Origin of the sequence: Kitasatospora sp. NPDC059462 (assembly GCF_042749955.1) — a bacterium.
Taxonomy (GTDB): Bacteria; Actinomycetota; Actinomycetes; order Streptomycetales; family Streptomycetaceae; genus Kitasatospora.
This window is the reverse complement of sequence record NZ_JBHYUU010000052.1, coordinates 23,589-44,249: the sequence shown is the minus strand read 5'-3', so window position 1 is coordinate 44,249 and position 20,661 is coordinate 23,589. Positions and strand designations below refer to the sequence as shown.

18 protein-coding genes are annotated in these 20,661 nt (G+C 76.6%); 9 read left to right on the top strand and 9 right to left on the bottom strand.

Going from position 1 to position 20,661, the window contains the following annotated elements:
• The first annotated feature begins 92 nt into the window (after positions 1-92).
• The 6 genes from ACFXAM_RS16215 (at position 93) to ACFXAM_RS16190 (ending at position 8,358) form a co-directional block, all read left to right on the top strand.
• On the top strand, positions 93-1,328 hold the full coding sequence (locus ACFXAM_RS16215) for an acetyl-CoA carboxylase biotin carboxylase subunit family protein (protein ID WP_380291592.1): 1,236 nt from the start codon (positions 93-95) through the stop codon (positions 1,326-1,328).
• Positions 1,325-3,124, top strand: a complete 1,800-nt coding sequence (locus tag ACFXAM_RS16210) for an IucA/IucC family protein (RefSeq protein WP_380291590.1) — start codon at positions 1,325-1,327, stop codon at positions 3,122-3,124. Before ACFXAM_RS16215 ends, ACFXAM_RS16210 begins: the two co-directional genes overlap by 4 nt.
• Positions 3,121-4,398, top strand: a complete 1,278-nt coding sequence (locus ACFXAM_RS16205; protein WP_380291588.1) for an MFS transporter — start codon at positions 3,121-3,123, stop codon at positions 4,396-4,398. The genes ACFXAM_RS16210 and ACFXAM_RS16205 overlap by 4 nt, the downstream gene beginning before the upstream one ends.
• Entirely contained in the window at positions 4,395-6,116 is a 1,722-nt protein-coding gene (locus tag ACFXAM_RS16200; RefSeq protein WP_380291586.1) for an IucA/IucC family protein, read from the top strand. Before ACFXAM_RS16205 ends, ACFXAM_RS16200 begins: the two co-directional genes overlap by 4 nt.
• Entirely contained in the window at positions 6,113-7,417 is a 1,305-nt protein-coding gene (locus ACFXAM_RS16195) for a type III PLP-dependent enzyme (protein ID WP_380291584.1), read from the top strand. Before ACFXAM_RS16200 ends, ACFXAM_RS16195 begins: the two co-directional genes overlap by 4 nt.
• Positions 7,418-7,560: 143 nt before the next feature.
• Positions 7,561-8,358, top strand: a complete 798-nt coding sequence (locus ACFXAM_RS16190; protein WP_380291600.1) for an inositol monophosphatase family protein — start codon at positions 7,561-7,563, stop codon at positions 8,356-8,358.
• A 532-nt stretch (positions 8,359-8,890) separates the two neighbouring features.
• Here ACFXAM_RS16190 and ACFXAM_RS16185 read toward each other — a convergent pair.
• The 4 genes from ACFXAM_RS16185 to ACFXAM_RS16170 are packed head-to-tail and all read right to left on the bottom strand — an operon-like array spanning position 8,891 to position 12,390.
• Positions 8,891-9,199: a hypothetical protein gene (locus ACFXAM_RS16185; protein ID WP_380291582.1), complete on the bottom strand. Its 309-nt coding sequence runs from the start codon at positions 9,197-9,199 to the stop codon at positions 8,891-8,893.
• Positions 9,200-9,253: 54 nt separating this feature from the next.
• Positions 9,254-9,409 (bottom strand): hypothetical protein, encoded by a 156-nt coding sequence (locus tag ACFXAM_RS16180; protein ID WP_380291580.1) that lies wholly within the window; start codon positions 9,407-9,409, stop codon positions 9,254-9,256.
• A gap of 48 nt (positions 9,410-9,457) precedes the next feature.
• Entirely contained in the window at positions 9,458-10,954 is a 1,497-nt protein-coding gene (locus ACFXAM_RS16175) for a pyridoxal phosphate-dependent decarboxylase family protein (RefSeq protein ID WP_380291598.1), read from the bottom strand.
• Between the two features lie 29 nt (positions 10,955-10,983).
• Complete coding sequence (locus ACFXAM_RS16170; RefSeq protein WP_380291578.1) at positions 10,984-12,390, bottom strand: diaminobutyrate--2-oxoglutarate transaminase family protein; 1,407 nt, start codon at positions 12,388-12,390, stop codon at positions 10,984-10,986.
• Between the two features lie 193 nt (positions 12,391-12,583).
• Here ACFXAM_RS16170 and ACFXAM_RS16165 point away from each other — a divergent pair, with 193 nt between their 5' ends.
• Positions 12,584-13,300 carry a class I SAM-dependent methyltransferase gene (locus tag ACFXAM_RS16165; protein ID WP_380291576.1) on the top strand — a complete coding sequence of 239 codons (717 nt, stop codon included), beginning with the start codon at positions 12,584-12,586 and terminating at the stop codon, positions 13,298-13,300.
• 64 nt (positions 13,301-13,364) lie between these two features.
• Positions 13,365-13,730 carry a PH domain-containing protein gene (locus ACFXAM_RS16160; RefSeq protein ID WP_380291574.1) on the top strand — a complete coding sequence of 122 codons (366 nt, stop codon included), beginning with the start codon at positions 13,365-13,367 and terminating at the stop codon, positions 13,728-13,730.
• A 41-nt stretch (positions 13,731-13,771) separates the two neighbouring features.
• Here the strand turns inward: ACFXAM_RS16160 and ACFXAM_RS16155 are convergent, their stop codons facing one another.
• From ACFXAM_RS16155 to ACFXAM_RS16145, 3 genes are read right to left on the bottom strand one after another with little or no spacing between them, the layout of a single operon-like run.
• Entirely contained in the window at positions 13,772-14,677 is a 906-nt protein-coding gene (locus ACFXAM_RS16155; protein WP_380291572.1) for an NADP-dependent oxidoreductase, read from the bottom strand.
• A gap of 53 nt (positions 14,678-14,730) precedes the next feature.
• Positions 14,731-15,507, bottom strand: a complete 777-nt coding sequence (locus ACFXAM_RS16150) for a response regulator (RefSeq protein WP_380291570.1) — start codon at positions 15,505-15,507, stop codon at positions 14,731-14,733.
• Positions 15,504-17,240, bottom strand: coding sequence for an ATP-binding protein (locus tag ACFXAM_RS16145; protein WP_380291568.1), 1,737 nt, complete (start codon positions 17,238-17,240; stop codon positions 15,504-15,506). Before ACFXAM_RS16145 ends, ACFXAM_RS16150 begins: the two co-directional genes overlap by 4 nt.
• Before the next feature lie 224 nt (positions 17,241-17,464).
• On the opposite strand from ACFXAM_RS16145, the gene ACFXAM_RS16140 reads away from it, so the two are divergent.
• Positions 17,465-18,892 (top strand): cation:dicarboxylate symporter family transporter, encoded by a 1,428-nt coding sequence (locus ACFXAM_RS16140; RefSeq protein WP_380291566.1) that lies wholly within the window; start codon positions 17,465-17,467, stop codon positions 18,890-18,892.
• A gap of 106 nt (positions 18,893-18,998) precedes the next feature.
• Here ACFXAM_RS16140 and ACFXAM_RS16135 read toward each other — a convergent pair whose 3' ends face one another.
• Together ACFXAM_RS16135 and ACFXAM_RS16130 are read right to left on the bottom strand one after the other, a co-directional pair.
• On the bottom strand, positions 18,999-20,030 hold the full coding sequence (locus ACFXAM_RS16135) for a hypothetical protein (RefSeq protein WP_380291564.1): 1,032 nt from the start codon (positions 20,028-20,030) through the stop codon (positions 18,999-19,001).
• 43 nt (positions 20,031-20,073) lie between these two features.
• Positions 20,074-20,604 (bottom strand): RNA polymerase sigma factor, encoded by a 531-nt coding sequence (locus ACFXAM_RS16130; RefSeq protein WP_380291562.1) that lies wholly within the window; start codon positions 20,602-20,604, stop codon positions 20,074-20,076.
• Positions 20,605-20,661: the final 57 nt, after the last annotated feature.

Genomic DNA, 20,661 nt, shown 5'->3' with positions numbered 1-20,661 from the left:
CGGCTCCACCCCCCGGGGATGCCAGGGGGGTGGAGCCGAGCCCACCCCCATCCTCACCCCCACACCGCCCCAGCGGAGAGGATCGCTCTGCCATGCGTCTCTACCTGCTCGCGCTCAATCCGACCGACTCGGTGACCGACGGATTCCTGCCCGCCGCCGCCCGCCTCGGACTCGACGTCACCGTGCTCACCGACCAGCCCGACGCACACCGCGCCGCCTACGCCCGACTGCCCCACCGGCCCGAGGTGGTGGAGTGCGCGGTGCACGACTTCCGCGAGGTCGTCGGGCTGGTCTCCCGGCTCGCCCCGGACGACCGCCGGCCGTTCGCCGTCTTCAGCAACAGCGACCACCTGCAGACCCAGACCGCCCTCGCCGCCGAGTACTTCGGGCTGCCGGGCAAGGACTGGAGGGCCACCCTGCGGGCCAAGAACAAGGGCCTGCTGCGCCGCCACCTGGCCGCCACCGGGCTCGACACCGTCCGCTCCGCCGAACTCGCCCCGGACCAGGACCCGTCCGCACTGCGGGAGGCGGACCTCCCCTTCCCGGTCGTGGTCAAGCCGCGCGAGGGCGTCGCCAGCGAGGACGTCACGCTGGCCGCCGACGCCGGGGAACTGGTGCGCCTCGCCAAGGAGATCCAGGCCAGGCGCGCCGGAGCGCTGGTCGTCGAGGAGTTCCTGGACGGCGCGCTGTGCACACTGGAGACGCTCGGCGACGGCCGCCGCAGGCACGTCCTCGGCGGGTTCCGCACCAGGCTCTCCCCGCCCCCGGACTTCATCGAGGTGGTCCTGGAGTTCGTCCCCGCGCACCCGCCGGCCGTGGTCACGCAGGTGCTCGCCCAGCTGGACGCGATCGGCGTCGGACTCGGCGCCTGCCACACCGAGTTCGTGGTCCAGCCGGACGGCCGGGCCCGGATCATCGAGGTCAACTACCGCGCCATCGGCGACCAGTGCGACCTCATGCTCGCCGAGGTCCTGGACATCCCGCTGTTCGAGTACATCCTGGCCGTCCACCTCGGCCGCGAACTGCCCGCCGGCCTCGGCGAGCACTGCGCCGCGACCACCGTGCGGGCCAGCAACGAGGCCGTCTGCGCCGACCGGGCCGGAACCCTCACCGCCGCGCCCGGACCGTACGACGCACGGGCCGAGGAGCGGGCCGACGGGGTACGGCTCGCCTACCGGCCGCTGCGCGCCGTCGGCGAACGGCACGAGCACTACCGCACCAACCGGGACTACCTGGGCCTGATCTGGGCCATCGGCCCCGATCAGGCCTCCGTCGACGCCGCCGTGGCCGGCTTCCAGGCCGCCAACCGCTGGGAGATCACCCCGTGAGCGCCCCCGCCGCCCCGACCGGCTCCCCCGTCACGGCCGCGGGCCGCCCCGCCCGCTCCGCCGCCGACGCCCTCGCGCTGCGGGTGCTGTCCGCGCTGCTGCGCGAGGACGTGCTCGGACTGCGAACCCGCGCCGCCGTGGAGCAACGGGCCGACGGGGCCTGGCTGGTGGCCGCCGGGCTCGGCATCGCCGTCCCCGTCGCCGCCGACGGCTTCCAGAGCGAGTACGCCGCCCGGCTCCCGCTCGTCGACCTCGACGGCCGCCCCACCGGCGACCTGGACACCGTCCTCGCCGCCCTCGCCGAACGCGCCGACGCCGAGGACCGGCCCGGCTGGGCCGCGTTCGCCGAGGAGTGCCGCCAGACGCTCGCCACCATGGAACTGCACGACCGGGTCCGCGACGAGGTCCACAGCGCGCTCGCCGGCCTGTACGGCGCCGACCCGGCCCACTGGAGCGGCCCCTCCGCCACGCTCGGCCACGATGCGCTGGCCGCCTTTCTCGACCATCCCGTCTACCCCACCGCACGCGGCCGAGCCGGCCTCGGAGAACCAGAACTGCGCTCCTACGCACCGGAGTTCCACCCGGTCTTCGAGCTGCGCTGGCTCGCCCTGCCGGCCGGGACGCTCACCCGGCACGGCGAGCGGCCCCTGCCGCACTGGTGGCCCACCCCCGGCCGGCTGGGCCTCGACCTGCCCGGCGGCGACCCTGCCTGGGAGACCCTGCCGGTCCACCCGCTCACCGTCGGTCCGGCCCTGGACGAGGCGCTGCGCGCCACCGGCCTCGACGAACGCGCCGTGCTCGCCGAACGCCCGTACCTCCCCGTCGTCCCCACCCTGTCGATGCGCACCGTCGCCGTCGCCGAGGACCCCGTCCACCACCTCAAGCTCCCGCTCGTCACCGCCACCCTCGGCCGGCTCAACCGCCGCACCATCAAGCCCGGCACCCTGCGCGACGGCGCCGCGGGACAGCGGCTGGTCGAGGCCGTGCTGGCGCGCGAACCGCGCTTCGCCGGACGGATCCTGCACGCCGACGAGCAGACCTGGGCGCACGCCGGGCACGAGCTGCTCGCCGTGCTGCTGCGCCGCCAGCCGGCCGGGCCGCCGGGGTCCGTGACCGTCCCGCTCGCCGCCCTGCTCGCCCCGGCGCCCGGCGCGGGCGGGCGCCTGGTGGTCGACCACCTCGCCGCCCGCTTCTACGGCGGCGACGTGGTCGCCCTCTACGACGCGCTGCTGGAGCTGCTGCTCGACTGGCAGACCACCCTCTTCGGGTACGGCGTCGCCCTGGAGTCCCACCAGCAGAACACCTCCCTCGTCCTCGACGAACACGGCGGCCCCCGCCTGCTCTTCAAGGACGACGACGGCCCGCGCGTCCACACCGGCCGCCTCGCCGAGTCCCTCGGTGAACTGACCTCCGTCCGCGAGGCGTTCGACGACGCCCGGACCTTCGCCGACGACGACCGGCCGCTCACCGACCTGTTCGCCACGATCACCGGCCACCTGTGCACCGGCGCCCTGGCGTTCGGCCTCGCCGCCCACGGGCGGGCCGGACTCGACGAGTTGCTGACGCTGTTGCGCAAGCGGCTCACCGAGGCCGTCGAGCGGACCGGACCGGCCGCCCGGCCGCTGCGCGCCGCCCTGCTCGACGCCGAACGGCTGCCGGTCAAGGCGATGGTCACCGCCGGCACCCTGCTCAGCAAGCGGCGCTCGGGCGCCACCGACATCAACAAGCACTACACCGACGGACCCAACTACCTGCTGGTGCAGAGCGGTTCCTTTCCGAAGGGCAGCGGGAGGTGACGGTCGACGCGCCGTCCCTGGCCTCCGGATCCGACGCCGCTCCCCCCGGCGGACTCGGCCGCCGCCAGGTGAACGCCGTCGCCGCCTGCTACTTCGTCGCCTCCTTCGCCGCCCTCGGCCTGCCGCCGTACCTGACCGCGATCCTGCCCGGCCTCGGCGACCCGGACGGCACCTGGGCGGGCGTCCTGTACATCGTGCCGACGGTGTTCAGCGCCCTCGGCGCGCCGCTCTGGGGGCGGCTCGCCGACCGGTTCGGCCGGAAGCGGCTGCTGCTGCGCGCCCAACTCGGGCTCGCCGTCTCCTTCCTGCTGGCCGGAGCGGCCGGCTCGCTGACCGCGTTCACCCTCGCCCTGGTCCTCCAGGGCTTCCTCGGCGGCACCTTCGCCGCCACCAACGGCTACCTCGCCGCCGCCCTCGACGGCCCGCGGCTCTCCCGGGCGCTCACCCTGATGCAGGGCAGCGCCCGGGCCGCGCTGGTGGCGGCGCCGATCCTGGTCGGCGCGCTCTCGCCGTGGATCGACCCGCACCGGCAGTACCTGCTGATGGCCGTCCTGCCGCTGACCGCCGCCGGATTCCTGCTGCTGCTGCCGGAGCCGGGCCGGCCACCGGCCCGCGACGCCTCGGTCGCCGCCGAGAGCGCCGAGGCCGCCCGGACCGCCCGGACCGCCGAGACCGCCGAGGCCTCCGGTGTCGCCGATGAGCCGCCACGGGCGCCCCTGCGGGTGCTCTACGCCTTCGAGTTCGCCTTCGTCTTCGCCACCATCATCTCCTTCCCCTACCTGATCGCGCTGGCCGAGCAGCGCCTCCCCGGTGTCTCCGGCACCACCACCGGCGTGCTGTTCGCCCTGCCCCACCTGTGCTACCTCGTGTTCGCCGCCCGCACCCACACCGCCTTCCTGCACCGCCCGCACACCGGCCTCGCCCTCGGCCTCCTCCTCGTCGCACTCGGCCTCGCCGGACACGCCGTGGCCGGCTCGCTGGCCGCCTTCGCCGCCGTACGGCTGCTGCTCGGCGCCGGACTCACCCTCGGCCTGGTCAGCCTCGCGGTGCTGGCCGCCGAGGCCGCCCGCGGCCGGCCACCCGGGCGGATGTTCGGCACACTCGAATTCGTCTCCAAGGGCGGCGCCGTGGCCGCCGGCGCCGTCGCCGCGCTGGTCAACGGCCGGTTCGGCGCCACCGCCCCCGTGCTGGCCGGCACCGCCGCCGCACTCCTGGCCGCCCTCGCGGCCACCGCGTTCACCGCCCCCGTCCGCCAGCGTTGGAGTCACTCATGACGCACCGACTTCCCACCGCCGAGCACGCGGTGGCCCACACCCTGGTCAACTGCCTGCTGCGGGAGGTGTCCGCGCCCGAGCACCAGACCGCCGTCACCGACGGACGGCTGCTGCTCCGGCTGCCCCGGCGCGGCGTCCTGCTCCGGATCGCCCTGCGCCGCACCTCGCTGCTCGGCGCGCACCGCTTCACCGGCCCCGTCGAGGAGGAACACCCCGACGGCTGGCGCGCGTTGGACTGGGACGAGCTCGCCCGGCACGTCCAGGGCGAACTGGAACTGCGCACCGGCACCGTCAACGAGGAGTTCCTCGGCCAACTCGCCTCCAGCCACGCCGCCGTCGCCACCGCCCTGGCCGGACGCCCGGCACCCGGCCCCGACCGCTATCTGGAGTCCGAGCAGGCCCTGCTGTTCGGCCACCGCTTCCACCCCGCGCCGAAGTCCCGCGCCGCCGAACACGGCGACTGGCGCGACTACGCGCCCGAGGCCCGCGCCGCCTTCCCGCTGCGCCACCTCGCCGTGCGGCGGGAGCTGATCGCCGAGTTCTCCGTCGACCCCGCCGCGACCGCGCTGCTGGACGGCCTGGGCGGCGTCCCGGACGGCTACCGGCTGCTGCCCGCCCACCCCTGGCAGTACCGGCTCGTCGGCGACCACCCGCTGCTGCGGGGCGCCCTGGAACGCGGGGACGTCCTCGACCTCGGCCCCGCCGGCGCCCCGTTCGCCGCCACCGCCTCGGTGCGGACCCTGTACGGCGCGGGCGCGTTCCTCAAGTTCAGCCTCAACGTGCGGATCACCAACTGCCTGCGCAAGAACGCGGCGTACGAGCTGACCGGCGCCGTCGCCCTCACCCGGCTGCTCGCCCCGGTCCTGGCCGACCTCGCCGGACGGTTCCCGGACGCGGCCGTGCTGCGGGAACCGGCGTACCGCACCCTCGCCGTGCCCGGCCCCGACGGCCGGCCCGACCTGGCGCTCTTCGAGGGGTTCGGGCTGATCGTCCGCGAGGGCCTCGACGGCGCGCTGCGCCCCGGCGTCACCCCGCTGCTGGCCGCCGCCGTCGCCGACGAGTACCCGACCAGCTCCGCGCACATCTCCCGGCTGCTGCCCGGCACCGCGGACCCGGCGCGGGCGCTCGACTGGTGGACGGCCTACCTGCGGCTGCTGCTCCCGCCGGTGCTGGCCGCCTACTTCGACCACGGCGTGGTGCTGGAGCCGCACCTGCAGAACGTGCTGATCGGCGTGGACGCCGCCGGGCGGCCGGTCCAGGTGCTCTTCCGCGACCTGGAGGGGACCAAGCTCGTCCCCGACCGGCACGCGGCCCTGCTCGCGGCGCTGCCGCCCGAGGTGGCCGGGCCGATGGCGTACGACGCCGAGCGCGGCTGGGACCGGGTGGTGTACTGCCTGCTGGTCAACCACGTCGCCGAACTGCTCGCCGCCCTCGCCGACCTGCACCCGTCGGCGGAGGGCGCGCTCTGGGAGGCGGTGCGCCGCGTCCTGGCCGAGTGCGCCGCCGCGCAGGGGTGCCCGCCGCGGCTGCGCGCACTGCTGGCGGGCGTGCCGCTGCCGGGAAAGGCCAATCTGCTCACCCGCTGGGGGCGCAAGGCCGACCGCTCGGCCGACTACGTCCGGCTCGCCTCGCCGCTGGCCCGCTCGGTGCTGGCCGAGGCGGCGCACGCCCCACGACCCGTGCAGGCCCCGCCCGTTCCCGCCGGAAGGACCCGATGACTCCCCCCGCCCGCCCCGTTGCCGCCTCGCCCGTCGCCCCCGCCTCGCCCGTCGCTCCCGCCTCGCCCCCCGCTCCTGTGACCGAGGCCGTCCGCCGCCACGTCGCGGGTCTGGCGCCGGAGCAACTGCCCGCCTTCGTCTACGACCTGTCCGCGCTGCGGGCGCACGCCGCGGCCGTCCGGGCCGCCCTGCCGGAGCGCGTCGAGCTGTACTACGCCGCCAAGGCCAACCCGGACGCGCCGGTGCTGGCCGCACTGCGCGGCGTCGTGGACGGCTACGAGGTCTCCAGCGGAGGCGAGTTGGCCCATGTCGCGGCCGAAGTTCCGGGCGCTCCGCTGGCGTTCGGCGGGCCCGGCAAGACGCCCGCCGAGATCGCCGCCGCGGTCGACGCGGGCGTGCACCGCTGGCACGTGGAGAGCGAGCAGGAGCTGCACCGGCTCGCCGCCGTGCTGGCCGAGCGGCCGGACGCGGTGGTGGACGTCCTGCTGCGGGTGAACCTGCCGGTCGGCGCGGGCGCGTTGGACTCGGTGGCCCTGGCGATGGGCGGGCGGCCGACGCCGTTCGGGCTGGACCCGGACCGTGCCGAGGCCGCCGTGCGGATGCTCACCGAGCCGGTCGGCCCGCTCGGCCCGCTCGGCGCGGTCCGGCGGCGCCTGCGGCTGCGCGGTGTGCACGCCCACCTGGCGAGCGGGCTCGCGGCCGCCGAGCAGCTGGCACTCGCCGGGCAGATCGTCGCCTGGTCCGCCCGGCTGGCGGAGCGGCACGCGTTCCGGCTGGAGGAGGTCAACGTCGGCGGCGGCATGGCCGTCGACTACGGCGACCCGGCCGCCCGCTTCGACTGGGCGGCGTTCGGCGAGGGCCTCGGCGGGCTGCTGGAGCGCCACCCGGGAACGCTCCTGCGGATCGAGCCGGGCCGGGCGCTCACCGCGTACTGCGGCTGGTACGCCACCGAGGTACTGGACGTGAAGCGCAGCCACGGCGAGGACTTCGCGGTCGTCCGCGGCGGCACCCACCACCTGCGCACCCCGGCCACCCGGGGCCACAGCCAGCCGTTCACCACCCTGCGGGTCGTCGACTGGCCGCACCCCTGGACGCGCCCGGCCGTGACCACCGGCCGGGCCACGCTGACGGGCCAGCTCTGCACCCCGAAGGACGTCCTCGCCCACGGCGCCCCGGCGGCGTCCGGCCTGCGCGCGGGCGACCGGGTGCTGTTCGGCATGGCCGGGGCGTACGGCTGGAACATCTCGCACCACGACTTCCTCATGCACCCCCGCCCGGGGTTCCACCACCTCGGCGGCTGACGGCCGGCGGCCGGGCCGGCGGGCGCTGACAGACTCCGGAATCTGTCAGCTGTCAGCGCCGCCGGCTGCGCCCGCCCTGCCGCACGCCGACTCCGCACTGACGTGCGAAAGTGGTAGCCGGCGAAGGGAGCGGGCACGTGCTGATGGAGAAGGTGGCGGAGATCATCGCGGAGGCCTCGGCCGAAGTGGTGGAGCCCCGGTTCCGCGCGCTGGCGGCCGGCGAGGTGATGGAGAAGGCCCCGGGCGAGGTGGTCACCGTCGCCGACCGGGAGGCCGAGGTGATCATCGCCCGGCGGCTGCGCGAGCTGCTGCCGGTCCCGGTGGTGGGCGAGGAGGCCGTCGCCGCCGATCCGGACCTCGCCCGGGCGCTGCACGCCGAACCCGCCGCCTGGCTCGTCGACCCCGTCGACGGCACCTCCAACTTCATCGCGGGCCGTCCCGAGTACGCCGTGATGGTCTCGCTGGTGCGCGACGGCCGGACGGTCGCCGCCTGGATCCGGCACCCCGTCACCGCCACCACCTACACCGCCGAACTCGGCTCCGGCGCCTGGCGCGACGGCCACCGCCTCACCCGCACCCCGGCCGTCGCCGACCCGGCCGAGTGGCGCGGCTCGGTGAAGAGCCGCTTCCTCGACCCGTCCCGCCGCCGCCTGGTCGAGGCCAACACGACCGCCTTCGGCGAGATGACCCCGGGCCGCCACGCCGCCGGCATCGAGTACCCGGACCTCGCCGAGGGCGCCATGGACTTCATCCTCTACTGGCGCACCCTGCCCTGGGACCACGCCCCCGGTTCCCTCCTCCTCACCGAGGCCGGCGGCCGCTCCGCCCGCCTAGACGGCACCCCGTACCGCCCCGAGGCCCCCGGCGGCGAGGACGGCCTGCTCGCCGCCGCCGACCCGGCCACCTGGGAGCGCTGCCGCGAGATCCTGCTCGCCCCGTAGGCCCCGGGGCCCCGGGGGCCCTGGGGGCCCTGGGACGCCCTCGCCGGAGGCACCGGCCGGCAGCCCTGAACCCGACGCGACCCGGCCGGTCCACCGCCGGCAGGGCCACCCACCGCGAGGCAACCCCCGCCCGCGCGGCCGGCCACGAGCGGGCGGTCCATCCTTGCCGCCCGTGATGACGATCTTCGGCAAGACCTCCCGTCGCGAGGCCCCTGGCCGCCCGCGCCGACCACGAAGCGACGGCCCGCAGCCACCGCTCGCGCCGACGACGACGCCCGGCGGGACCCCCGACCACGAGGCCTCCGAGGACGCCCCCACCGACGAGGCCACCGGGAACCCGAGGCGACACCCACCCCACCGCCGACCACGAACCGACGACCCACAACACCCGCTCCCGCCGGCGACGACGCCCTTCGGGACTGCCGATCACAAACCGACGATCCACAACACCCCCTCCCGCCCGTGACGAAGCCCGGCGCTCCGGGCCGCCCGCGCCGACCACGCGTCGACGCCCGGGGCGGAGCCGGCCGGGCTACCGCAAGGTGTGCCAGGCTTCCCGGCCGACCCGGGTGACCTCGCCGAGCAGGCCGACGACGTCCTCGGGCGTGGTGTGCGGGTTGAACAGGATGAGCTTCAGCCGCACCCGTCCCGGGCCCGCGCCGACCACGAACCAACGGCCAGCAGCCACCGCTCCCGCCCGCGCCGACCACGCGTCGACAGTCCGGGGCGGAGCCGGCCGGTCTAGCCAAGCTTCCCGGCCGACCCGGGCGACCTCGCCGAGCAGGCCAACGACGTCCTCCGGGGTGGTGTGCGGGTTGAACAGGATGAGCTTCAGCCGCACCCATCCCGAGCCCGCGCCGACCACGCGTCGGCGGTCCAGGCGGAGCCGGCCGGCCTACCGCAAGGTGTGCCAGGCTTCCCGGCCGACCCGGGTGACCCCGCCGAGCAGGCCGACGACGTCCTCGGGCGTGGTGTGCGGGTTGAACAGGATGAGCTTCAGCCGCACCCGCCCCGGGCCCGCGCCGACCACGAACCAACGGCCAGCAACCACCGCTCCCGCCCGTGACGAAACCCGGCGCCCCGGGCGGAGCCGGCCGATCTACCGCAAGGTGTGCCAAGCTTCCCGGCCGACCCGGGTGACCTCGCCGAGCAGGCCGGCGACGTCCACGGGCGTGGTGTGCGGGTTGAGCAGGGTGAGCTTCAGCCGCACCCGTCCCGGGCCCGCGCCGGGCAGTTCGGTGCGGCCGACCACGGCGCGGCCGGTGCGCAGCAGTTCGCGGCGCAGTGCGGCGTTGACCCGGTCGACGGCGGCCTCGTCCCGGGCGTCCGCCGGGCGGTAGCGGAACAGCAGCGCGGTCAGCACGGGTTCGGCGTGCAGTTCGAGTTCCGGGTCCGCGCGGACGGTGTCGGCGGCGGCGAGCGCGAGGTCGTGGCAGGCGTCGACGAGGCGGCCGAGTCCGGCGCGGCCGAGGGTGCGCAGGGTGACGGCGAGCTTGAAGGCGTCGGGGCGCCGGGTGGTGCGCAGCGAGAGGCCCAGCAGGCTGGGGTAGCCGGCCTTTTCGTCGTCGGCCGGGTTGAGGTAGGCGGCGCGGCGGGCGAGCGACAGGTAGGTCTCGGCGCGGCGGACGAGAAAGACCCCGGCGGCGGCGGGCTGCCAGCCCAGCTTGTGCCAGTCGAGCGAGACGGAGTCGGCCCGTTCGATGCCCGCCAGCAGCGGGGCGAGGCGGTCGGAGAGCAGTGCGCCGCCGCCGTACGCGGCGTCGACGTGCAGCCAGGCGCCGTAGCGGGCGGCGAGGTCGGCGGCGGCGGGCAGCGGGTCGACGGCCCCGGTGTCGGTGGTGCCGGCGGTGGCGACGACGGCGAGCGGGGTGGCGCCGGCCCAATCGGCCTCGGCCAGGGCGCGTTCGAGGGCGGCGGGGTCCATCCGCAGTTCACGGTCGACGTCGACGGGCACGACGGCCCGTTCGCCGAGGCCGAGCAGGGCGGCTGCCCGCTGGACGGAGAAGTGGGCGGCCCGGGAGGCGAAGATCCGGGGCCGGGTGCCGGCGGGCCGGCCGAGGAGGCCGTCGAGTTCGACGATGCCGTCGAGCTTCTGGTCGCGGGCCAGCATCAGGCCCATGAGGTTGGACTCGGTGCCGCCGGAGGTGAGCACGCCGGCGGCGTGGGCCGGGTCGTAGCCGACGAGGGCGGCGAGTTCGGCGAGCAGCGCGGTCTCCAGCGCGGTCGCGGCGGGGGCCTGGTCCCAGGAGTCCTGGGAGGGGTTGAGGGCGCTGACGGCGAGGTCGGCGGCGGTGGCGACGGCGAGCGGCGGGCAGTGCAGGTGGGCGGCGCAGTAGGGGTCGGCGGGGTCGGCGGCGCCGTGGGCGAGGAGTTCGGTGAGCCGGGCGAGGGAGCCGGGGCCGTGGGCGGCGGCGAGCGCCTCGACGGTCCGGGCGGCGAGGTCCTCGGGACGGCCCTCGGGCAGCGGGCCGCCGCGCCGGGTGGCGCCGGTCTCCAGTGCGTCGAGGACGGTGGCGAGCAGCGGGCCGAGTGCGGCGGGCCCTCCGACGCCGCCGGCCAGCGCGTCCGGCCGCCGCCCGCCGCCCGGGCCGTCCACGCGGTCCGCGCCGTCCGGATCGTCCGCGCTCACGCGGAGGCCGCCGGGTCCGAGGCCGCCGCGACGGCGTCGGCGAGCCGGTCCAGCACCGCGGCCGCCTGCTCGTCCGTGATGGTGAGCGGCGGCAGCAGCCGCAGGACGGCGTCGTGCCGGCCGCCGAGTTCGACGATCAGCCCGCGCGCCAGGCACGCCTCGCGCACCCGGACGGCGAGTGCGGGGGCGGCCGGCCGCGCCCCGCAGGCGTCCGGTTCCGCCGCCGGGTCGACGAGCTCGACGCCGATCATCAGCCCGCGCCCGCGGACCTCGCCGATCACGGGCAGTTCGCCGGCGAGCGCCCGCAGCCGTCCGGTCATCCGCTCGCCGACCACCGCCGCCCGTTCGGCGAGCCCGTGGGCGGCGACGTGACGCAGGGTGGCGGCGCCGGCCGCCATGGCGAGCGTGTTGCCGCGGAAGGTGCCGGTGTGCGCGCCCGGCCGCCAGCCGTCGTACTCCTCGCGGTAGACGACGACGGCGAGCGGCAGGCTGCCGCCGATCGCCTTGGAGAGCACCATCGCGTCCGGCACGATCCCACTGTGTTCGACCGCCCACATCGCGCCGGTGCGGCCCACCCCGGTCTGCACCTCGTCGACGATCAGCGGGATGCGGCGTTCGGCGGTGATCCGGCGCATCGCGCGCAGCCAGTCGTCGGGGGCGGGGACGACGCCGCCCTCGCCCTGGACGGCTTCCAGGATCATCGCGGCGGGCGGGACGACGCCGCCGGACGGGTCGTCGAGCAGCCGCTCGACGTAGGTGGCGGACAGGTCGGCGCCGGCCCGCCCGCCGACCCCGAACGGGCAGCGGTAGCCGTAGGGGTAGGGCAGCCGGACCACCTCGCCGCCGCCGGGCAGCGGTTCCTTGACGGCGACGTTGCCGGTGAGCGCGAGGGCGCCGGCGGTCATCCCGTGGTAGGCGCCGGTGAAGGCGAGGGCGCCGGAGCGGCCGGTGGCGGTCTGCATCAGCTTGAGCGCGGCCTCGACCGCGTCCGTTCCCGCCGGGCCGCAGAAGTGCACCCGCGCGCCGTCGGCGAAGGCGGGCGGCAGGCTCTCGAACAGGGCGGTGGTGAAGTCGTCCTTCTCCGCGGTGGCGAGGTCGAGCAGGTGGAGCGGGGCGCCGCTGTCGAGGGTGCGGCGGATCGCCTCCAGGACGACGGGGTGGTTGTGGCCGAGCGCGAGGGTGCCGGCGCCGGAGAGGCAGTCGAGGTAGCGGCGGCCGTCGGCGCCCTCGACGGTCATGCCGTTGGCACGCACGGGGACGATCGGGAACGAGCGCGCGTAGGTGCGGGCGGCGGATTCGCGCACGCGCTGGCGCCGCAGGACGGCGGCGGCCGGGGCGGCGGGGTCCTGGGCGGCGGGGGCGGGGACGGTCGGACCGGTGGCGGGCTCAGCGGCGAGCGTCAAGACGGACTCCCAAGAAATTAGGTGAGGCTAACCTTACTTCTCCGGTCCGTCCGGATCCGCCCCCGGGTCGCCGGAACCACCCGTGCGGGTGACATCGGGCCCGTTTCCCCAACGAGCGAGCCGTCCGGAGGTCACGCCCGGCCTCCGCACGCGCCCGGCCCTGCCCCGCCCCGCCCCGCGCTACCCTCGCCGCATGCCGCCCTCCACGCCCGCCCGGCCCTCGCCCGGCCTCGACACCGACGCCGACCTCGACACCGACGCCGGCCTCGACCCTGACGCCGCCCCCGACGCCTACGCCGCCGAACTGGCCCGCACGCGCGCGTTCTTCGCCGTGCGCGCGGCCGGCTGGGACGCCAAGTTCCCCGACGACGGCCCGCGCTACGCCGCCGCCGTCGCCGAACTCGCCCTGCGCCCGGGCGACTCGGTGCTCGACGCGGGCTGCGGCACCGGACGCGCCCTGCCGCCGCTGCGCGCCGCGGTCGGGCCGGCGGGCCGGGTGTTCGGCGTCGACGTCACCCCGGAGATGCTGCACGAGGCCGCCGCCCGCCACCCCGGCGCCGCCCGCCTGCTGCTCGCCGACTGTGCCCGGCTCCCGCTGCCCGACGCCGCGCTGGACGCCGTCTTCGCCGCCGGGCTGTTCTCCCACCTGCCCGACCCGCTCCGCGCCCTCGGCGAACTGGCCCGGGTGGTGCGCCCCGGCGGCCGGCTCGCGCTGTTCCACCCCGTCGGCCGGGCCGCCCTCGCCGCCCGCCACGGCCGCGCCGTCACCCCGGACGACCTGCGCGCCGAGCCCCGGCTGCGCCCCCTGCTCGCCGCCGCCGGCTGGCGCCTCGTCTCCTACACGGACGCCGACGACCGCTACCTCGCGCTCGCCGAACGGACCGCGGACGAGCCCGCCACCCCGGCATGATCGGGGGCGTGCCAGACTCGGGACCCTCCGCACCCGCCCCGGGTGCCCGACGGAAGGAGCCGATGTGGCGCTCTTCGGCAACGCCCACCGGGTCGACAACGACGAGGCCCAGAAGGAGTTCGCCCGGCTGTTCGGCGAGGGCGAGCAGGTGCACGCCGCGTACCAACTGCTGCGCGACTCCTTCCTGTTCACCGACCGCCGGCTGATCCTGGTCGACAAGCAGGGCATCACCGGCAAGAAGACCGAGTACCACTCGATCCCCTACCGCTCGATCACCCACTTCGCCGTGGAGACCGCCGGGAACTTCGACCTGGACGCCGAGCTGAAGATCTGGGTGTCGGGCGCGGCACTGCCGATCTCCAAGAACTTCACCAAGGGCGTGGACATCTACGAGGTGCAGGCCCTGCTCACCCAGTTCGTCACCCGCTGACCCCGACGGGCACCGCACCCATCGGGCACCGCACCCGCCGCTCAGAACACCAGGGCGAGCTTCCCGTTCAGCCCGCCGCGCCGGAACCGCTCGTGCGCCCGGCGGACCTCCTCCAGGGCGAACACGGCGTGCACCCGTGGTCGCAGCGCCCCGGCGTCGACCAGCCGGGCGAGCTCGCCGAGCGCCGCGCCGTCCTCGCGCACCTGGTGGACGGTGGTGCGCACGCCCCGGCCGGACAGGTCGGGGACCGGGCCCGCCTGGGTGGCGATCGAGGCGTAGCGGCCGCCGTCGGCCACCGCCCCGGTGACGAAGGCCCCGAAGGTGTCGAACACGGCGTCGTAGCCGCCCTCGCGCAGGGCGCGGCGGTCGGTGGTGGCCAGTCCGGCGCCGTGCGCCCGGGCGAAGGCGGCCTGCTCGTCCCGGGAGACCAGGGCGTCCACCTCGACGCCGCGCGCCCGGGCCATCTGCAGCGCCAGCCCGCCGACGGCTCCGCCCGCGCCGGCGACCAGCAGCCGCTCACCGGCCTCCACCGCCAGCCAGTCGAGGGTCTGCCAGGCCGTCAGCCCGGGCAGCGGCAGGGTGGCCGCCGCGGCCGGGCCGGCCGTCCTGGGCGCGCGGGCCACCGCCGCGGCCGGCAGCGCGACCAGCTCCGCCCACGTCCCGCGGCCGGAGGCGAGTTGGTGGGACATCGCCACGACGGGCTCCCCGGCACGCAGTCCGCTGTCGCCGCCGTCGACCACGGTGCCCGCCAGCTCCCAGCCGAGCGTCATCGGCAGCGGCGGCGTCCCCTCGCCGATGGCGCCCTCCCGGGTCTTCTCGTCGACCGGGTTGACGGCGGTCGCGGCGACCCGGATCAGCACCTCGCCGGGAGCCGGCTCGGGCTCGGGGACGTCGACGACCCGCAGGACGTCGGGGGTGCCGAAGCGGTCGATCCGGATGGCGCGCACGGGAGGCCCTTCTCACACGACGGCTGCTGTCACGGCGTCAACAACCGTCATGATCACGGGAATTCCCGCCGACCTCCGCCGCCTTGGATGCCGGTACCGCCGTCGGCACCGCCGTGGCGGCCGGCGCCGGTCCAGCGGTAGCACAGCTCCGGGCGGCCGACGGTGCCGTACCGGGGCTCGCGGGCGGCGAGACCGGTGTCCACCAGGTGCTCCAGGTAACGGCGCGCGGTGATCCGCGAGACCCCGGCCGCCGTGCCCGCGGCGGCGGCGGACAGGCCGGTGCGGGCCGTGCGCAGCACCCCGGCGACGGTGTCCAGGGTCGGTGCGCACAGGCCCTTGGGCAGGGCGGTGCGTTCGGGTGCGCGGAGCAGCGCGAGCGCCTGGTCGACCTCGTCCTGCCCGGTGGCCGGGCCGGTCCGGGCGAGGGTGTCGCGGTAGCGGGCGTAGCGTTCCAGGCGGTCGTGCAGCGCGGCGGCGGCGAACGGCTTCAGCAGGTACTGGACGACGCCCGCGGAGACGGCCTGGCGGACCATCGTCAGGTCGCGGGCGGAGGTGACGGCGATGACGTCGGTGGTGTGCCCGGCGGCGCGCAGCGTGCCGCAGAGCTGGAGGCCGTGGCCGTCGGGCAGGTAGAGGTCGAGCAGCAGGAGGTCGACGGGCCGCCCGGCGGCGCGCTCGCGTTCCAGGAAGCGCAGCGCCTGGGCGCAGCCGTGCACGGTCCCGGCGGTGCGGAAGCCCGGTTCGCGGTCGACGTAGAGGGCGTGGGCGGCGGCGGCCACCGGGTCGTCCTCGACGACCAGGACGGAGATCGCGGGGCGCGCGGCGCTCACGGGGCCACCGCCACACGCCCGCCGGGCCCGTGCTCCCCCGCGCCGTCCGCACCCTCCGTGCCCTCCGTGCCCTCCGTGCCCATCGCCCCCTCCGTGCCCCCGGCGCGCGCCGGACGGTCGAGCGGCAGCCGGACGGTGAGGACGGCGCCGCGCTCCCGGCCGACCTCGACGGTGCCGCCGTTGCGCCGGGCGGCCTGCGCGACGAGGGCGAGCCCGAGTCCGCGCCCGTGGCCGCCCCCGGTCCGGTCCGCCTTGGTGCTCCAGCCGCGCCGGAACGCGTCGTCGACCGCGTCCGGGGCGATGCCGGCGCCGGTGTCGGCGACCCTCAGCAGCAGGTGCTCGCCGTCGATCCGGGCGGTGACGGTGACCTCCGGCGGCTCGGGGCTCGCGCCCGCGCCCGCGATGGCGGCGTCCACGGCGTTGTCGATCAGGTTGCCGAGGACGGTGATGAGGTCGCGCGCGCTCAGGTGCGCGGGGAGCACCCCGTCGTCGATGGAACTGTCCGGGGTGAGCGTCAGCTCCACGCCCCGTTCGGCCGCCTGGGCGGCCTTGCCGAGCAGCAGGGCGGCCAGGACGGGCTCGCCGACGGCGGCCACCACCCGGTCGGTGAGCCGCTGGGCGAGGGCGAGTTCGGCGGTCGCGAACTCCACCGCCTCGCGGTGGCGGCCGAGTTCGATCAGCGAGACGACGGCGTGCAGCCGGTTGGCGGCCTCGTGCGCCTGTGCGCCCAGCGCCTCGGTGAACCCGCGCACCGAGTCCAGTTCGCCGCTGAGCGACTGGAGTTCGGTGTGGTCGCGCAGGGTGAGGACGCGGCCGAGGCCGGTGCCGATGGTGGAGGTGTTGAGCACCACCACCCGCTCGGCCGTCAGGTGCACCTCGTCACGGACCGGCCCGGCCCCCGAGACGGCGGCCACCAGCGCTCCCGGCAGGCCCAGCTCCGCGACCGGCCGGCCCTCCACCACCCCGGCCAGGCCGAGGAGTTCACGCGCGGCGTCGTTGCAGAGCACCACCCGGCGGTCACGGTCGAGCAGCACCAGCCCCTCCCGCACGGCGTGCAGGGTGGCCTGGTGGTACTCGTAGAGGTGGCTGAGCTCGACCGGGCCCATGCCGTGGGTGTGCCGCCGCAGCCGGGCGTTGGCGAGGTAGGTGCCGATCCCGCCGATCGCCAGCGCGCCCGCCGCGACACCGGCCAGGGCGAGCAGCGGCCCGCGCAGCCGCGCCGAGATGGACTGCACCGTGATGCCCGCGCTGACCAGGGCGACCACCCGGCCCCGCCCGTCCGCCACCGGGGTGACCACCCGCACCGAGGGGCCGAGCGTGCCGGTGTAGGTCTCGCTGCGGGTCTGCCCGGCGAGCGCCCAGTCGATGTGGCCGAGGAAGGTGCGCCCGATCTGCTCGGGCAGCGGGTGCGTCCAGCGGACGCCGCCGGTGTCCATCACGGTGACGAAGGAGACCCCGGTGTCGGCCCGCACCCGCTCGGCGTACGGCTGGAGCACGGCCGTGGGGTCGGGCGCGGTGACGGCGGCGAGCACGTCCGGGGAGTCGGCGACGGCGCGGGCGACGGCGGTGACCTGGCGGCGGGCGGCGTCCTCCGCGCGGTCGGCGGTGAACAGGTACGCCAGCACCGCCCCGCCGGCCACCACGGCGGCGACGATGACCACCTGGACGACGAAGAGCTGTCCGGCCAGGCTGCGCACCAGCCGGCGCGGCGGAGGGAGGGGACGCGCGGACATGCCTGTCAGTGTGCACCACGGCCGCGGCGTCCCCGGGCGCCCACGGCGGCCGCCGGTGCCGGCCGCCCGGTGCCCGCGTGAACTCTATGAACGCAAGCGTGACCGGCGTCACGCCCGGCCGCATAGTCGGAGCGGCCCACCACCCGGGGCCGCCAGGAAGCCGTCCGGCCGCGCACCCCCGTGCAGGCGCGCCGGGCGGGCACAGCACGGCGAAGGAGCCGCGGATGTCGATCACCGGAACAGCAGCGGGGACGGGCGCCAGAGCGAAGGACCGCACCCACTACCTCTATCTCGCCGTGATCGCGGCGGTGATCGCGGGCGTCGTGGTGGGCCTGGCCGCACCGGGCTTCGCGGTGGAGCTCAAGCCGGTCGGCACGGGCTTCGTCAACCTCATCAAGATGATGATCAGCCCGGTCATCTTCTGCACCATCGTGCTCGGCATCGGGTCGGTGACCAAGGCCGCCAAGGTGGGCCGGGTCGGCGGCCTGGCGCTCGGCTACTTCCTCGCGATGTCCACCGTGGCGCTCGGCATCGGCCTGCTGGTCGGCAACCTGCTGGAGCCCGGCGACGGCCTCCACCTGACCGCCGCGCTCGCCAAGTCCGGCCACGCCCAGGCGGCCGCGGGCGGCGCGCAGTCCACCACCGACTTCCTGCTCGGCATGATCCCGACCTCCCTGCTCTCCGCCCTCACCGAGGGCAAGGTGCTGCAGACCCTGCTGGTGGCCCTGCTGACCGGCTTCGCCCTGCAGGCGATGGGCCCGGCCGGCGCGCCGGTGCTGCGCGGCGTCGAGCACGTGCAGCGGCTGGTCTTCCGGGTGATGGCGATGATCATGTGGGTGGCGCCGGTCGGCGCCTTCGGGGCGATGGCGGCGGTGGTCGGCGCCACCGGCACGGCCGCGCTGAAGAGCCTCGCCGTCATCATGATCGGCTTCTACCTGACCTGCGCGCTGTTCGTGGTCGTGGTGCTCGGCACGCTGCTGCGGCTGGTCGCGGGCGTCAACGTCCTCGCCCTGCTGCGCTACCTGGGCCGGGAGTTCCTGCTGATCCTCTCCACCTCGTCCTCGGAGAGCGCGCTGCCCCGGCTGATCGCCAAGATGGAGCACCTGGGCGTCAGCCGCCCGGTGGTCGGCATCACCGTCCCGACCGGCTACAGCTTCAACCTGGACGGCACGGCGATCTACCTCACCATGGCCTCGATCTTCATCTCGGAGGCGCTGGACAAGCCGATGTCGGTCGGCGAGCAGTTGTCGCTGCTGGTCTTCATGGTGATCGCCAGCAAGGGTGCGGCCGGGGTCACCGGCGCCGGGCTGGCCACCCTGGCCGGCGGGCTGCAGTCGCACAAGCCGGCCCTCGTGGACGGGGTCGGGCTGATCGTCGGCATCGACCGCTTCATGTCCGAGGCCCGGGCGCTGACCAACTTCGCGGGGAACGCCGTCGCCACCGTGCTGATCGGCCAGTGGACCGGGGAGTTCGACCGCGAGCGGGCCCGGCGGGTGCTGACGGGCGCGGTGCCGTTCGACGAGCGGACGCTGCTCGACGCCGACGCCGACGCCGACGCCGACGGTCACGACGCCGACGGCCACGGCCACGGCGCCGCCGGGCCTGCCGCGGCGCCCGCGGCGCCGGCGGTGGTACCGGCGGCCGCCGCCTGAGCCCCGGCCGTCCCGGCCGCCCCACCCCCTGACTCCCCCGGTCCGGCGCCCCGCCCAACCCCCCGGAAAGGCGCCGGACCGGGGGTTCGCCGTGCCCGCACCGCCCTCAGACCTCCTCGGACCCGCTGAGCGCCCAGCTCAGGCCGCTCGCCGGGTCCTCCAGCGCGAGGTGCAGGTGGCGCAGCCGGTCCGCCGGGTCCTCCCAGGTGAAGCAGCGCATCCGGGCCACCAGGGCGCCCACCTCCGCCCGGTCCACCAGGTCCGCCCGGTCCGCCCACCCCGGCCGCCGGGCCCCGGTCATCGCCGCCAGCACCCGCCACAGCGCCAGCCGCCCGTGCGCCGCGCCGTGCGCCCGGCCCGTGACGCCCGCCTGCACCAGCGCCGGCCAGGCGAGCACGAACGGCAGGTACCCGCCGGTGACCAGCCGCCCGGGCGCGAGCTGCGCGGCGGCGCACGGCGCCGACCCCCGGACGCAGACCGCCCGCGCCCACCCCGCCAGCTCGGCGAGCGCCCGGGTGGCCGGCTGCCCGGGCAGCCGGGTGCCGGGCGCGGGCAGTTCCACCGGGGCCAGCCCCTCGCGGCTGGCCGGCAGCGTCAGCAGCGCACTGCGCGCACCGCCGTCGCGCAGGTACTCGCGCACCGGCGCGCCCTCGGTGCGGCCCGCCGCCTCCCACGGCTCCAGCCGCAGCGGGACGCCCTCCCGGTCCGGCTCGGCGTCCCGGGAGAGGTCCTCGCCGAGCAGCACCCGGGTCTGCGCGACCAGCCGCCGCACCGGGGGCGGGCCGAGCAGCGGGGCGAGCCGTCGCCAGGAGTGCCGGGTCGCCAGCACCTCCCAGAGCGGTCCGGCGTCGTGGTCGGTGACGTCGGCGGCGGTGCCGGGCCCGCCGTCCGGGTCGAACAGCCGGGCCGCCACCTCGGGCGGCGCGGCGTACGCGATCAGGTGGCCGAGCGGGGCGGTCGCGGCGGCGGCCCGGCCCTGCGCGGGACCGCCCGGGGCACGGAACAGACCGCCGGCACCGCCGGCCACCGGGTCGAGCGCGACGGCGGCGGCCCGGGCCTGCCGGTAGGCGCCCAGCAGTTCGATCCACCGGCCCTGGTCCGCCAGGGAGCGGAGCCGGTGCTCCTCGTAGGTGATCACGGTTCAGCGTACGGGCGGGAGCGGGGCGCCAGCTGACAGACCGTCAGTCCGGCGCGTCGGGGCCCCGCCCGGAGCCTGAGCCTGAGCCGGACCCGTCGGCCGTCTCGCGCTCCCGTTCGAGGACGGTCCGCAGCCGCTCCAGCGCCCGCCGCCGGGTGAGGGCCAGGGTGGAGCGGTGGACCCCGAGCAGGGCGGCGGCCTCCTCCAGACCGTACCCGTCGAGGTCGACCAGCAGGACGGCCCGGGCCTGCTTGGCCGTCAGGCAGCCCAGCAGCCGCACGACCTCCCAGTGCGCCTGCAGCTCGGCCTGCCCGCCGGCCTCGCCGCCGAGCGCCTCGACGTCCTCCAGCGCCTCGAACGGGACCAGCCGGCGGCGGTCGCGGCGCCACTCGTCGCGGACCACGTTGACCATGGCGGTGAACGCGTAGGCGTAGGGCCGCGGATGGCCGAGGAAGCGGGCGGGGCGCCGGGCGATGCGCAGATACGTCTCGTGCACGACGTCCCCCGCGCCGAACGGATTTCCGAGCAGCCGCGCGGCCGCCCGGTGGAGCCTCGGCAGCAGTTCCGTGAACACCCGGTCGAATTCTGCCGATTCGGCCCCGGAAAAGCCGTTCGGCCGCTGATCCCCCCG